Here is a 15,624-nt window from a genome sequence, read left to right on the forward strand (position 1 = left end):
AACTTCATCTATTATAAACTTATGAGAAAAAAATACGCCTTGCTTGGCCTAGCATTAATGCTTGGCTCTCTTTCATTAAAAGCACAAAATCCTTCAAAATTTATTGATCGAGCAAACATGAACCTGAGTGTCAAACCAGGGGATGATTTTGTTACTTATTCCAATGGCAACTGGGTCAAAAACAACCCAATTCCTGCAAAAGAAACGCGCTGGGGAAGTTTTAACCAATTGCGCGATTTCAATATCAATGCAGTTAAAACAATCTTAGAAAGTACGCAAGGCACAAAGGCTTTGGCAGGATCTGTAGAAAAACGCGTAGCGGATTTTTATGCTGCGGCCATGGATAGTTTGGCGATTGAAAAATTAGGATTCACGCCTATTCAATCCGATTTAAACCAAATCCAATCTTTACAATTTAAGTCGCAAATCGTAACTGAAATTGCACGCTTACGTAAATCAGGAGCGGCATCTCCCCTATTCAGTTTTTATGTAGGTCAAGATCGCAAACAAGTAGAAAAGATGGTTCCACAATTAGGCCAAGGAGGAACTTCACTGCCTGATCGAGACTATTATTTAAAATCAGATGCCCGTAGCCTTAAAATACAGGAGGCTTTCAAAAACTATGTGAGCACTCTTTTCCAACTGATTGGCACCAGTGAAGCACAGGCTAAGTTGAATGCTGAATCAATTTTCCAATTGGAAAAAAAATTAGCGGAAGCACAGATGTCACGTGTGGAAATGCGCGATCCATACAAGACTTATAATAAATTTGCGTTTGCTGATTTCAATCAAAAAACTCCTGCATTTAATTGGGCGATGACCTTCCAAGATTATGGTACGAACGCTCCAGATTCTATGTTGGTATCCGCACCAAAATTCTTCGAATCTGCGAATAAACTTTTGATCGAAACTCCAATAGAAACTTGGAAGACCTACTTAACTTGGAATGTATTGAAAAGTTCAGCGGCCTATTTGAGTTCTCCTTTTGTCAAAGCAAACTTCGCATTTAGCCAAGTTTTGAGCGGACAGAAGGTACAAACGCCTCGTTGGCAGCGTATGTCATCCTTGACAGATGGTACCATTGGTGAATTATTAGGCCAATTATACGTGGCAAAATATTTCAAACCTGAAGCAAAAGCGCGCATGGTAGAATTGGTAGCTAATTTACGTAAGGCATTTGAAATCCGTATCAATCAATTGGATTGGATGAGTGCTGAAACAAAGCAAAAAGCAAAGGATAAATTACATGCATTTACACCGAAAATTGGTTATCCTGATAAATGGAAAAACTATGATGGCTTAGAGATTTCGTCCACTGAATTCTACAAAAATGTACGAAATGCAGGCGCATGGGGTTTCCAAGAGAATATTAGTCAAATTGGCAAACCTGTCGACCGCAGCAAATGGGGCATGACTCCACCAACAGTGAATGCCTATTACAGCCCAGTAATGAATGAAATTGTATTCCCAGCGGGTATTTTACAATTCCCTTTCTTTGATGCCAAAGCAGATGATGCCATTAACTATGGTGGAATTGGCGCTGTGATTGGTCACGAAATGTCACATGGATTTGATGATTCAGGAAGTCAATATGACAAAGACGGAACTTTACGCAACTGGTGGTCGAAGGAGGATTTAGCAAAATTTAAGGCTAAGACTGAATTATTAGGGAAACAATTTGATGCCTATACCATTTTGGACACCTTGCACGTGAATGGCAAATTGACCATGGGAGAGAACATTGGTGATTTGGGTGGCTTGAATATGGCTTATGAGGCATTCAAAATGACCAAGCAAGGAAAATCAAAAACGAAATTGGATGGATTTACGCCAGACCAACGCTTTTTCTTGGCTTGGGCACAAGTTTGGAGAGGAACCACATTGCCAGAAACCGCAGCACAATTAGTTCAAACAGATCCACATTCACCGAATGAATTCCGGACAATTGGAACGCCTGTCAACATGGATGCTTGGTATAAGGCATTTGATGTAAAACCGGGAGATAAATTGTACAAGAAACCGGAGGATCGGATTAAAATATGGTAAAAAAGTAGAGACGCGATACCTCGCGTCTTTAATTGAATATAAGACGCGAAGTATCGCGTCTCTACAATAATAAAATGGCGACCGAAGGGTCGCCATTTTAATTTATTTCAAATACTTTTCTAACCACTGAAACTGTTCCCACAGCAAGTGTAAGACATTCTCCCGACCGCGGTAACTATGCGCTTCATAGGGTAAATACACAAAACGCGTAGTTCCTCCATTACCTTTCAGAGCTGCATAGAGGCGCTCACTGTTGATCGGATAAGTACCTGTATTATCATCTTGCTCGCCATGCACTAATAAAATCGGCTCTTTGATTTTATCCGCAAAACTAAATGGGCTCATCTCATAATATAATTGAGGAGCTTGCCAGTAAGTTCGATCTTCATTTTGGAAACCAAATGGCGTCAGCGTACGATTATATGCACCACTCCTAGCAATTCCCGCCTTAAACAAGTCGGTATGAGCCAATAAATTAGCCGTCATAAATGCACCATAACTATGCCCACCTACGGCCATTCGTTTACGATCGCCCACCCCTAATTGAACCAAATGATCAATCGCAGCAGATGCATTCAATTTCAATTGTTCAACAAAATTATCATTGGGTTTCTTTGTTGCATCTGTTGAAACTATCGGCATTTCTGCATTATCCAAGATTGCATAGCCTTGCGTAGCATAGTAAATTGGAGAAGCCCAACTCAACGTAGTAAAACGATCTTTGCTACCTCTGACCTGTGCAGCATCAGCAGCTGAATTAAATTCACGTGGATATGCCCAGATTAATACAGGCAATGGTCCATCCTTTTCTTTATTGTACCCTTTTGGCAAGTATAAATCACCTGTTAGATCGACTCCATCGGCACGCTTATATTTGATTTTCTCCTTGGTTATACCAACTAAATTAGGATAGGGATTTTCAAATTGCGTCAAAGCCTTATCTTGACCTTGATTAAACAGATTCTTTATGAAATAGTTCGGAACCTCCGTTTGTGATTCCTTTCTACTCAAAACGATTCCCTTTTCTTCATCAATCACCTCTTCGACCTGTTCAAAATTACCCGGTTTCGCTCTCCAGATAATCTCATTATTCTTCGTTGATAAATCAAACTTCGCGATAAAAGGAAGATCCCCTTGATCAGATGAACCAACAGGGTTATTCATCAAAATTTTTGTTCCGCCATCTGTCAACTGGATTACCTCACGTCCAAAGGAGTTTTTTGCGCGAACAGGGCTCCCAGGATTTCGATAAGCATCCGTTAAGTTCCGCTCATACAAAGTTTCCATCGTACCCTTAGCAGGAGAATAAAGGCTCACTTTAGAAGCCTGCTTTCCACGTAATACTTCAGTAACCAAAGCCACTTGATTATTTCCCCAAGTTACATCGGCAAAACGCATTTGGGTTTTAAATAACACTTTCGCCTCTTGCGTAAATGGTGACGCTAAGCCATAAACAGCATCGTGAAATTCAACTTGTTTTTTAATGATACCGCTATCTAGCGGCATCGCGTACACAATCGTAGCAGGCTCATCATCACGCCATTCAAATCTCCTAGGCACATTTTGCACATTATCATTCCCTGCGGGAGCGCTCTCCGAAGAAGGAAGTTTGGCCAATTCTTTTATGACTTTCCCTTCCAAATTCAAAACTGAAACCATCGAAGTAAACCCATACGCAGGTACCGCATACGAGAATGGCTTCGTTAAAGTTGTCGTTAAAAGATACTGACGATCAGGAGACAGTTGAAAGGAATTGGTTAATTCCGGTTTTCCAATTTTCTGATTCACTCCATTTTTATACAATACCAGTTGGCTTTCAGCATAATATGCGAATAAATTTTCGTCATAAGGCGACTTAATCAAATCCTGAAAGGTAGGTCTTGGAGCAGACTTACCCACAGTTTGTTGGATCGTAGGTCCCTTCGGTGTAATCGGACGCTTGGGAGCTCCTGCGGCATCATGCGTCGTAGCTTTGTAAAGAATAGTCTGGTCATCCACCCAAACGAAAGCATTACCTAGTACGAGATTAAGGGGTGTAGAATTTACACGAGTTGCTTTCTTTGTGGCTATATCAATAACATATAGATCAATTCGATTTACCTCGGTTTGAGTAAAGGCAATTTTCGTCTCAGATGGATTCCATGCAATAGCTCCAGCCGCTAGATTTTGAGGTAAACCCGTAATCGCCGTTTTCGCACCTGACTTAATCGACTGCAAGGTGATGCTGCTAATGGGGCTTTGTCTACTCGGTGAAAAATTTAAAGGATTCAATCGTAATCCTGCGATTTTCATTTCCGGTTGGCCTAATTCCTCTACCGAAGGATAAGAATTTCGGCCCAATAATAAAAGATATTCTGCTTTAGAATCAATACGAACTAAGGGAGTTGGCTTAGCTAAAAGTAAATCAGCAATCACCTTAGGTGGCACTTGATACGAATCAGTGTCCTGAGCAAATCCAACCGACTGATTAAATAGTATTGCGCTCAGCGATAAAAAAAGGGCTATTTTTTTCATAAGAATAGGTTAAAAAAAGGTGGCTGAAATTTCAGCCACCTTTTTATTTTATAATGGATTTTGAACAATCGCAGGATTCGCATTGATCTCACGACGTGGGATTAAAAATTCCCAACGAACATCACCGGGAGCTACATCATATAATAATGCAACGGAAGCAATTGCATTCGTACCATTACGGTTTAATGCTGCATTCATACGCTTCAAGTCTAAGAAACGATGTCCCTCACCCCACAATTCGATACGGCGATGAATCAAAATTTCGTCTAACAAAGCTTGACCCGTATTGGTCGATTTTACATAAGAAGCATCTCTTGTTTTGATTAATTCAAACAATACTTGAGATGCGCCAGCTGCATCATTTAAGCGAGCTTTCGCCTCCGCTTCAATCAAATACATTTCTGCTGCACGCATGTAGGGTACATCACCCATAGCGGATGTTGAAGGAACACCTGGCAATCTGAATTTTTGATTCAAGAACTTAGGACGAACACCTCCTGGAGGTACGACAGAGTTTGCAGCAGTTGGCGTCTCCACCCACATCTTAGAACGAATATCCGTTGCAGGAATTTTACTAAAAAGTAAGCTGTTAATTACCTTAGGATACGTACGAATTACGGTCGAGTTGTAGTTACAAGAAATGTATGAGTGATATCCACCGAAATATTCAGTTTGATCTTCTAGGTGATCAAAACCCCACATCCATTCTGAATTTGCAATATCTTGAAAACCATCCACATATTGGGTAGCAGACATCGGCTGATATCCAGCACGTGCTTCAGCTGCAAATTTTGCAGCGTTCGCCCAATTTTGCTGAACAAGTGCCACACGAGCTTGCAAACCTTTCACAACGCTTAAATTAATGTGAGACTTATTGGCACGTGAAGTAGTCAATAAGGCTGCAGCATCAGCTAAGTCTTTATTGATTTGAGTATAAACTTCTTCCACTGTATTTCTTGGTAGCCCCGTAGTCATAGGCTCTAGAACCAAGGGAACTCCTAACTGAGCGTTTGGTTTAGATAAAGCATCGTAACGTTTTCCGTACAATTGAACCAAATTAAAATACCCAAATGCACGTAAAGCCAAAGCTTCACCCTTTAGTGTATTTTTATCTGCAGCTGGACCAACCGCCTTATCGATATTTGCAATACCTATATTGGCATTACCAATGATTCGATAATACATTTCCCAAGGAAACTGAGCCATTGTGTTAACATCGGAGCGGTGAGCAGTCCAACGAGTTTCCCCCACGTGCCAAGAAGCTGCTGTGGTACCAATAATCATATCCTCTCCCATGTGATCTAAAATGATCATCATCGCTGGGTGACCAGAATGGCCCTGAGAACTCAAATAACGTACAATAAAAGAACGGTATATACCGTTGACTGCTGCAGCCGCGTTTTTGGTTGTTGCATAAGCAGAACCTGCATCGATACTTGCCGTAGGCGTCGTATCTAAATAAACGTTCTCACATGAAATCGAAATCATGCCGAACATAAATGCTAAAATTATTACTAATTTATTTTTCATGATTCAAAATTATAAAGAGAATGAAATACCTAATACCAATGATTTCGCTGGGCTATAAACGTTACTTGTCGTTCCACCAAAGTTTTGTTGGACGTTCATACCGCTACGACGAGACAACATCAAGAAATTCTCCCCACTTACGTAAACCTGTGCATTGTCGATTTTCAATTTTGACATGAACGATTTTGGAATACGATAAGACAATGTAACCGTACGGATATTCATAAAACTACCGTCGATTAACCAACGATCAGAGGCTGCATCAAAATCCGCAGTACGTCCATTATCCATTCGTGGTACTTCCGTGATATCGCCTGGATTAACCCAACGCTTTAAGATATCAACGTGCTTCGCACTGTGGTATCCTGCACTCATTAAGCTAGCATACGCGCCATCATAAATCTTACCACCTAATTGATAAACCATTAACGCAGAAAGCGAGAACCCTTTATAAGTCAATGAGGTATTTACTGACCCAGTCAAGTCCGCAATGGATGTACCATTGTACCAGTAACGCGCATTCGCAATATTATTTGTCAAGGTATCACCCGATGCTGTAATTCTTGAGTTAGAAGGAACATACGAAACCGCACGATACTCAGCCACACCCGTTTCTGGGTTTACTCCTTTGTACTCACGCAACCAATAATCATATAAAGAACTTCCTTCTTTTAACTTTTTCGTTCCATCGATGATCTCCTTACTTTCGTCAGGCATCTTCGTGATCTTGTTTTCTAATTTGGTCGCATTTAAATCAATGTGCCAGTTAAAATCTTTCGAACGAACCACATCAGCTCCCAACTGAAGCTCAATACCACGGTTGTACATTGAACCAATATTTCTAGTCTCCGTTGCAATACCTACTGACAATGGCAAAGGCACAGCAAAAATCAAGTTGGTCGACTTACGATCAAAATATTCAATTGTACCCGAAATGCGATTCTTGAACAAACCGAATTCTAAAGCCACATCAAAAGCGGTATTTGTTTCCCACTCTAATGATTTACTTCCCAAAGAAGATTGTAAAATACCTGGCTCAGTCGCATTATTCCAGCCTAAAGCGTATAATGGCTGCCAAGCATAGTTGCTAATTCCACCATCATTACCTGTTTGGCCCCAAGAACTTCTCAATTTCAAATTATCGATAAATGTCAATTCTTTGATAAAATCTTCTTGATCTAAACGCCAAGCAGCAGAGGCTGAGTAGAATGTTCCCCAACGCTTATCTTGATAGAATTTAGATGATCCATCACGACGAGCTGAGAATGAAACAAAATACTTCGAATCATAATCATAATTCAAACGAGAGAAGAAACCTTCCACGCGACGAATGTCATATTGGGAGGTTAAATTCGTCGTTGTAGTAAAGTTGATCAACTCATAATTACCATCCAAAATTTGCTGCGAACGAGATCCATCTAAGCTATTGCTTACCAAGTTGTAATTCTCGTGACCAACAAGTGCATCAACATTGTGCTTGCCAAATGAATGATTGTAAGTCAACAATTGAGACAAGTTATAATTCGTAATGTTCTCAAATGTGTTGGACGCACGACCCGCAGGAGCCCCATCACCAATCTCTGGATTACCAAATACAACGGTATTGGCATTGGTAATATCTAAACCAACATTATTGGTAAACTTGAAATCTTTTAAGAAAGTAATTTCTCCAAAAGCACGACCTCCTAGTAAGTTTCTACGGAAGAAGTTTTCGTTCAATTCCGTTTCAGCTACAACGTGACGACCCCCATATTGAGGACGATTCGATAGACCTAATGCACTTAAGTTACCATAATCATAGCGACGTCTTCCATTTTCTAATGTTAAGAAAGTACCCGGGCTTGCAGGATTGTATGCATAAACAGGATAAATAGGTGCCATTCCACGAGTAAAGAAGAACGGGTTAACGAACGATGTACCCCCATCAGCAGTTGATTGATTCGACGTAGTCATTGTTGTATTCATGTTGGCTCCTACTTTGAACCAATCGTTCATTTGGCTATTCAAATTTAAACGAGCTGTAAAACGATCGTAGTCAGATTTGATTTGATATCCTTTATCATTCAAATAAGAAACAGATAAAAAGTAATCCGACTTACCATTTGAACCTGAGAAGTTCGCACTCACTTCATCACGCACACCTTGACGCATCACGGCCTTTTCCCAGTTTAAATCGTCAGCATTATAAATCAATTGGGCAGATGGATTTAATTTACCATCAGTTCCTACCAATTGAGCAAACGGAACGTTATATACGTTATAGCCTGTTCCAACAATAGCACCTAATCCAGCTGATGCAGTTGAATTCGCAGTAGCAATGGCAACCGGGCTTGTAGCACGGTAAGCTAAGTTATTACGGTTTGCCTCCCACATTAAAGGATAATAATCTGCAGGTCCTACACGATCATACTCAGGCAAGGCTCTTGTATTGAAACCTTTCGTGTACTTAATATTAATCGAATTTTTGCCTTTGGCACCTTTTTTAGTTGTAACCATCACAACCCCGTTAGCCGCACGAGCACCATACAAAGCAGTAGATGCTGCATCTTTTAACACCGTGATGGACTCAATATCATCATTGTTCAAGTTGGCAATACTCGCCGAATACGGCACACCATCAACAACATACAAGGGATCATTCGAAGATGAAATCGAACCAAAACCACGAATACGAACCGCGGGAGATGAACCTGGCTGGCCGTTCGTTGATGTGGTAGTAACCCCCGCTGCAATTCCTTCTAGGGCCTGTCCAATATTGGTAATAGGACGAACAGCTAATTTATCCGCCCCAATCTTTGCCGATGAACCTGTAAATGAAGATTTTTTAGCTGTACCAAATGTTGTTACAACAACCTCGTCCAACGTTGAAGCTTCCGATTGAAGTGAAATGTTAATAACTGATCGATTACCAACACGAATTTCTTGTGTACCAAAACCGACTGAACTTACCTGAAGTACGGTTGAGGGAGAAACTGTCAACTTAAATGCACCATCACCATCCGTAGTAGTACCTTTGCTTGTACCCTTGATGGCAATGTTTACACCTGGCAAAGAAGAACCGTCTTCGGTTGTTACTTTACCCGTGATTGTTCTATCTTGAGCGAGCAATGGCACCATTGCTAACAACCACAAGAAGATACTTAATAGTAGTGTTTTTTTCATAATGTCTTAGTTTAAACAATTGATGATAAGTGAATTGGCAAAAATAGTTGTCAATAAATTTCCAAACAATCAAATAATATAAATTGTTTTTATTACCTGTATAAATAAATAAAAAAAGGCAACCATTACAGTTGCCTTTTTAAAAAATCATCTCGGAAATTTTATTTACCGATGCTCGGGTTCGTTTGAACCTCTACTAATGGAATACCGTAGATATAACGAGGATCTGTAGGCTGAATTGTTGCTCCAGCACCAAACGATACCATCGGCTCACCACGGCGTGTCACATCATTCGCACGGAAACCTTCCGCTAAGAATTCGATACGACGTTCCGTTAAGATAGCTTTTATTACGTCAGCTTTGGTATCCAATACCGGGAATACGTAAGACGCATCCGAACGACCGTGTACTGCTTTCAATAAAGCAACTGCACGCGTCAAACTTCCAGCTTCTGCTTCAGCTTCTGCTAAGTTTAACAATACTTCAGCATAACGAATGTTAGGTACGTAATCTACAAAAGGAGATACCCCACTAAACTTCGTTGAAGAAGGGAATTTCGCCACAGAAGTCGTAGCAACTGTCAACTTTGTCTTACGATCATCTGTTGCGGCAAACTGAGGATTATTGTAAATACCGATAGAACCTGTATTTAAATAATATTCCACGTTACCAGCATTGAAGTAGTATCCCAATTGATTTTGCGTTCCCGGAGCATTTGTTGCATCCATTGGGAAAGAGAAAATCGATTCCGTTGTTGTATACGGCGCTTTGAAAACAGCAGAAACATCTGATTGCAATGCATGAGCCACACGTGCTGAAGATTTGAATGGAGCCGTAGCAGAAACGATTTTGTTCGCATCAGCAATCACACCTGCATAATCACCCATCGCTAATTTAACACGCGTTTTCAATGCGATTGCCGAATTTTTGTGTGCACGTGTTGTATTCAACAAAGCTGTACCGTATGAATCTGGCAACTCCGTTTCCGCATCATTCAAATCTTGTAAGATCTGCGCATAAACTTGAGCAACCGTACTACGAGGCATGTCATTATCTGCTGAAGATACAGAGCCCTTCAAACGCAATGGCAAACCAGCAGAAGCACCTTTATCCAAGATGTAAGGTTTTGCAAAGTATTGAACTAAAGAGAAATAGGTCAATGCACGCAAGAATTTTGCTTCTCCACGGTAGTTCGCAGCTAATGTAGACGAAACTGCATTGGGATTAGCTGCTAAACCTTCTAAGAATAAATTAGCTCGGTTAATTGTCAAATATCCTTGAATCCAGAAACCTGCCAAATACGAATCTGACGGATCTTGGTTTCCTTGATAAGTTGAATAACCCGTTACCGAGTTCGTTGTACGATTAACCCAATCTTCTCCACGAATATCGTTGTAGATTAAATAACGACCACCAAACAAACTACCATTTTTGGCAGAACCATATAAACCATTTACTTGGGAAAGGACACGAGCAGGCGTATTAAATACCGTTGCATCAGACAAATCCAATTCCGGAACCGCACTAAGGAATTCCTTATTGCAAGAGGAAACAGTCATCGCAAGTGCGATCGACAAGATTCCCATTTTATTTGTGAATAATTTCATTTTCTTTATCTGTTAAAATTACAAACCAATGTTAATACCAAATGTGAATGAACGTCCTTGTGGAATTGAGTTACGCTCAATACCTGAAGCAAGGTTTGAATCACCATTTGACGAGATCTCAGGGTCAACACCCGTATATGCTGTCAATAACCATAAGTTATTCGCTTGTGCATAAACACGGATGTTAGAGATTCCAATCGACGTTAAGTTCGTAGGAATTTTATAACCTAATGTTGCTGTTTGCAAACGCAAGAAATCACCCTTTTGAACATTGGCATCAATTAAGAAAGATGAACCATTTGATACGTTATCACCATAAACAGCTTTTGGAATTTCGGTTACTTGACCCGGAGTCTTCCAAGAGTTCAATACGTCAACCGAGTTATTCCAAACACGTTGGTCACGCAAACCTGCTTGGGAACCATTGTAGATGTAGTTACCTCCTGAGAATGTAAAATTCACTCCTAAATCAAAACCTTTGTAACGGAATGTATTATTAAAACCTCCATAGAAAGTAGGTAATGTATTTCCCAAAATTTGTTGCTCAGAAGAAGGAGACGTTGTAGCCTTACCATCCAATGTCGTCCAAGCTAACGCTCCACCTAAGTGTTGATATTGAACTTTTGTTCCATCACGCTTGATGTAGATACGTCGACCATTTTCTGGGTTAACTCCTGCTGTTTTTACACCGTAAATCTGTGCTGCTGAATAACCTACTTTCGTAATGGAAGTAACTTCTAAACCCGAGGTAGCTGTTAAGATTGGTGTGTTTGCGTCAACTAACGATGTAACCATGTTTTCGTTCGTAGCAAAGTTCAAGTTCGTTGTCCAAACAAATCCATTATTGTTAATAGGAGTTGCAGTAACGGCTAATTCGTATCCTTTGTTATACATGGAACCTACGTTAGCTAGAATTGAGTTACCAGGAATACCTTTAGATGGTGCTTGTGGTACGTTCAAAATCAAGTTGTTGATATCCTTGTAGTAATAGTTCGCTTCCACTTGAATACGATCATTTAAGAAACTAATGTCTAAACCTACGTTGGTTTGTGCCGAAGTCTCCCATTTCAAATCCTTGTTACCTGCTTGGTTAAATGATAAGGTTGGCGCCGCGCCATAAAGTCCTGAAGCAAAAGTTGAATAAGAACCATATGCATTAGGGACGTTACCATTACCCACTTTACCATAACTAGCCTTCAAACGTAGGTTAGTAATTTTATTACCCAAGTTTAAGTTCTTGAAGAATTTTTCTTCGGATACAGTCCATCCCAAAGATGCTCCACCAAAATCACCCCAACGGTTTTCTGAAGATAAAGCCGAGTTACCATCGCGACGGTAGTTGGCACTCAAGAAATACTTACCCGCATAATTATACGAGAAGCTTCCCAAATACGCTTCATAAGCTACTTGGTAGATACCATTACCTGCAGCTAAGTTCGTACCAAAGTTACCTTGGAAGTCTGTGAAGAAGTAATCAGCTAATGTTTGACGTTGCGCTCCCCAGTTCAATACACGTGTTTTTTGCACATCAGAACCTGCAATCACAGAGAAATTATGTTTTTCTGCCAAAGTCAAGTTATACTGTAAGGTATTGATCCAGTTCCAGTTATCCGAACGAGCGGTGTTGTTATAAGCATCACCACCTGCTGACCAACCGTCACCATTGTATGGGTTGAAGAAACGAATGTTCTCCGTGTTACGACGATCCCAAGAATAGCTTGTCTTCGCAGTTAAGCCTTCCATTAAACGGAATTCAGCCCCTAAGTTGGCAATTAAACGTGTGTTTTCAGATGTAATTTTATCCAAATCACGAACAACTGCTGGATTAGGAAATTGAGCCGGCAATAAGTTATTCAAACGACCCAATGTATTGTTCTCTAAGTTATAAGAACCATCTGGCAAGTAAGCTGGCAAGTTGGGAACTTGTGCCACAGCGATACGACCTAAACCAGATGTATTAAATGCACCACCCGAGTTTGAGCCCGACATAGGTGCTTTGTTAAACGTGTTCGAATAGTTAAAATTAGCCGTTAATTTCAACCATTTCGTTGCTTGGTGATCCATATTGAAACGACCAGAACGACGTTGGAAGCTATTGCTACGCAAGAAACCATCTTGATCAGAATAGCCTGCAGAGAAGTAGTAATTCGTCTTATCTGTTCCGCCGTTGATCGTCAAGTTGTGATTCTGTGAAACCGCAGTTTGGTATACTTCTTTGTACCAATCTGTATCGATTAACGAACCATCTGCATTGTAAGCAGGCAAGAAAGATTTATTTTCTGCATTACGTTGTGAAGCGCTAATGGCATTTGGGTTCATTGCCAAAGCATTCGCAATCGCACCGTTTTTGTGGTCCATGTATTGTTGTGCGTTCAGGACATCCGGTAAACGAACTGCCTCAGAGATACCCGCCCAAGAATCAATGGAAACTTTTGCTTTACCTGATTTACCACGTTTCGTCGTAATTAACAAAACCCCTGCACCCGCACGAGAACCGTAAATAGCCGCAGAAGCAGCATCTTTCAATACGTCGATCGACTCAATATCGGAAGGGTTAATATCCGCCAATGGATTATTCGTAGTCGAGTTGGCCGATACGTTATCCGTAGAAATAGGAATACCATCAATTACGACCAAAGGAAATGAGCTTAGCGAAAGTGAGCTCAAACCACGCACACGAATCACTGGAGGGTTGTTCAACAAACCATTGGGTTGCGTGATGTTAACACCGGCAGCTTGACCCGTTAAACCTTGTGAGAAAGATTGAACAGGACGTTCTGCGATGGTAGCGGCTTTTACGGAAGAAGCTGCACCCGTAAATTCTTGGCGCTTCTTGGTACCGTAACCTACGACAACTACCTCTGATAATTGTTGGTTATCCGCTTGTAATTGCACGTCAATCACACTACGTGAACCCACAGCAACTGTTTGAGAATTAAAACCGACAAAAGAGAATACAAGGCTTACACCATCTGCAACCGCAATTTTATAGGTTCCGTCAGCCGCTGTGCTAGTTCCTTTTGCGGAACCTTTCGCGCTGACACTTACGCCTGGCATGCCACTTCCATCTTCCGAGGATGTGACTTTACCAGTAACTTGCCTTGTTTGGGCAAACAATGAGCTGACAACAGCCATCATCAACACCCAGGATAGTACTAGTTTTTTCATGTTGTTTAGTTTAATGAATGAAAACAAAAATAATATTTCTAACCCCAAACTCCTTAAAATGTTTATAAAAATTCGTTATTAATATTATAAATCAATAGAATATTTGGCAAACAAAAAGGGCGACCACGTGGTCGCCCTTTTCAAAATCAATAAAATATTGATTAGTTCTTATCCCAGAACAATTTAGTCGTGTACAAGTCACCACCTACTGCAGATGCAGCAGCTGTGTAGTTTGCACCGTTCAATGTTTGCTCAAATGAAGGATATGAGAAACGTGTTGGGAAGCTAGTCAACTTTGCATTTACTGGGGCAGCAATTTTTGGTTGATCCAAACGACGAATCTCTACCCAACCTTCGTAAGGACGATTGTAAAGAGCGATCCATTTTTGAGTACCAATTTTTTGCTTCCAATCTCCAGCAGCAGTCGAATAAGCTACATCTGGTTGAGCTAAGTAAGCAGCCGCATCAGCAGCTGTTCCACCCCAATACAAGATCGATGCAGTAATTGCATTGTTGTAATGAGTTTCAGCCGTTCCTGCTACTGAGAATCCTCTTTCTTTTGCTTCAGCACGTAAGAATTCAGTTTCTACATAATCAGCAAACACGTAAGGTGCAGCAGCATCGATAACTTTCGCGCCAGCACGAGAGAAATCAACGAAAGTATTTGCTTTACCTACGATACCTCCAGCATAAGCACCTGAGTTATTCTTCGAGAAGAATGCAGATGTGCGAGGGTCATTCCATCCTAACAATTTGTCCATTAAGTCTTTCGCAGCGATGTAATCTTGACGACCACCTGTTACGATATCAACGAATAATGGATTTTGGTTAGGAGATGCTGAAAGGAATGTAAACAATCCATTGTCAGCAGCAGCCGAGATAGCACCAGCATCAGAAGATTCAGCAGCTGTTTTTGCTGTTGAAGCATCTACATCTGCTAATACCATACCTAATTTGAAACGCAATGTGTTTGCAAATTTAACCCACTTAGCAGCAGATCCTTTGTAAACTAAATCCTCACCAGCAGCAAATGAAGATGCTGAAGGATTAATTGCGGTGATATCCTTGTTCAAACGAGCCATCAAATCAGCCGTAACTGTTTTTGCATCATCATACTTTGGAAACAAAATAGATGCATTAATTGACTCAGAATAAGGAATATTACCATATGTATTAACCAAAATACTATACGTGTAAACTTCCATGATATCCAAGATCGCCAATTTGTTTGCTTTCTCAGCAGGCGCTAAAGAAGCATCCGCGTTGATCAAACGAGCTGACTCACGTAAATCCGCGATAACATCACGGTACATTGTTGTCCACCAGCCATTTGGAATCGCACGTGTATTGAAATCATATTGTGCTTCATCTTGGTATACAGCCATCGCCCAATGCGAAACTGTAAAACGGAATACGTTCGTATTCACACTCGCAGATGCCAAAGTACCAGCAAGGGTCTTAACGGCATTCGAAAACAAGGTTGGTGCAGGAACTGCAGCAGGCCTTTTTGTCTCAATGTTCAATTGAGAGATGTCACTTGTACAAGCTGCAAATAAAACCAACAGCGGTACAAAAACGATTAATATTCTTTTCATCA

Annotated in this window: 7 protein-coding genes; 1 reads left to right on the forward strand and 6 read right to left on the reverse strand. The window is 40.7% G+C overall.

Annotated features, from left to right (window positions below):
* The first annotated feature begins 21 nt into the window (after positions 1–21).
* The gene (locus SKC38_RS03660) at positions 22–2,046 is read left to right on the forward strand and encodes a M13 family metallopeptidase (RefSeq protein WP_377975188.1); all 2,025 of its coding nucleotides are present in this window, start codon (positions 22–24) and stop codon (positions 2,044–2,046) included.
* Positions 2,047–2,148: 102 nt separating this feature from the next.
* On the opposite strand, the gene SKC38_RS03665 is transcribed toward SKC38_RS03660, so the two are convergent.
* The 6 genes from SKC38_RS03665 to SKC38_RS03690 form a co-directional block, all read right to left on the reverse strand.
* The gene (locus SKC38_RS03665; protein ID WP_377975189.1) at positions 2,149–4,560 is read right to left on the reverse strand and encodes a S9 family peptidase; all 2,412 of its coding nucleotides are present in this window, start codon (positions 4,558–4,560) and stop codon (positions 2,149–2,151) included.
* Positions 4,561–4,608: 48 nt separating this feature from the next.
* Positions 4,609–6,090 carry a RagB/SusD family nutrient uptake outer membrane protein gene (locus SKC38_RS03670; protein WP_377975191.1) on the reverse strand — a complete coding sequence of 494 codons (1,482 nt, stop codon included), beginning with the start codon at positions 6,088–6,090 and terminating at the stop codon, positions 4,609–4,611.
* A 9-nt stretch (positions 6,091–6,099) separates the two neighbouring features.
* Entirely contained in the window at positions 6,100–9,252 is a 3,153-nt protein-coding gene (locus tag SKC38_RS03675; RefSeq protein ID WP_377975193.1) for a SusC/RagA family TonB-linked outer membrane protein, read from the reverse strand.
* 161 nt (positions 9,253–9,413) lie between these two features.
* The gene (locus tag SKC38_RS03680; protein ID WP_377975195.1) at positions 9,414–10,859 is read right to left on the reverse strand and encodes a RagB/SusD family nutrient uptake outer membrane protein; all 1,446 of its coding nucleotides are present in this window, start codon (positions 10,857–10,859) and stop codon (positions 9,414–9,416) included.
* 18 nt (positions 10,860–10,877) lie between these two features.
* Positions 10,878–14,027 carry a SusC/RagA family TonB-linked outer membrane protein gene (locus SKC38_RS03685; protein WP_377975197.1) on the reverse strand — a complete coding sequence of 1,050 codons (3,150 nt, stop codon included), beginning with the start codon at positions 14,025–14,027 and terminating at the stop codon, positions 10,878–10,880.
* A gap of 161 nt (positions 14,028–14,188) precedes the next feature.
* Positions 14,189–15,622, reverse strand: coding sequence for a SusD/RagB family nutrient-binding outer membrane lipoprotein (locus tag SKC38_RS03690; protein WP_377975198.1), 1,434 nt, complete (start codon positions 15,620–15,622; stop codon positions 14,189–14,191).
* Positions 15,623–15,624: the final 2 nt, after the last annotated feature.

This window comes from Aquirufa echingensis (genome assembly GCF_042714525.1).
Taxonomy (GTDB): domain Bacteria; phylum Bacteroidota; class Bacteroidia; order Cytophagales; family Spirosomataceae; genus Aquirufa; species Aquirufa echingensis.

Excerpts from the sequence above, each read along its gene's own strand:
- SKC38_RS03690 (WP_377975198.1), bottom strand. The coding sequence starts at position 15,622 with ATGAAAAGAATATTAATCGTTTTTGTACCGCTGTTGGTTTTATTTGCA.
- SKC38_RS03660 (WP_377975188.1), top strand. The coding sequence starts at position 22 with ATGAGAAAAAAATACGCCTTGCTTGGCCTAGCATTAATGCTTGGCTCT.
- SKC38_RS03665 (WP_377975189.1), bottom strand. The coding sequence starts at position 4,560 with ATGAAAAAAATAGCCCTTTTTTTATCGCTGAGCGCAATACTATTTAAT.
- SKC38_RS03685 (WP_377975197.1), bottom strand. The coding sequence starts at position 14,027 with ATGAAAAAACTAGTACTATCCTGGGTGTTGATGATGGCTGTTGTCAGC.
- SKC38_RS03670 (WP_377975191.1), bottom strand. The coding sequence starts at position 6,090 with ATGAAAAATAAATTAGTAATAATTTTAGCATTTATGTTCGGCATGATT.
- SKC38_RS03675 (WP_377975193.1), bottom strand. The coding sequence starts at position 9,252 with ATGAAAAAAACACTACTATTAAGTATCTTCTTGTGGTTGTTAGCAATG.
- SKC38_RS03680 (WP_377975195.1), bottom strand. The coding sequence starts at position 10,859 with ATGAAATTATTCACAAATAAAATGGGAATCTTGTCGATCGCACTTGCG.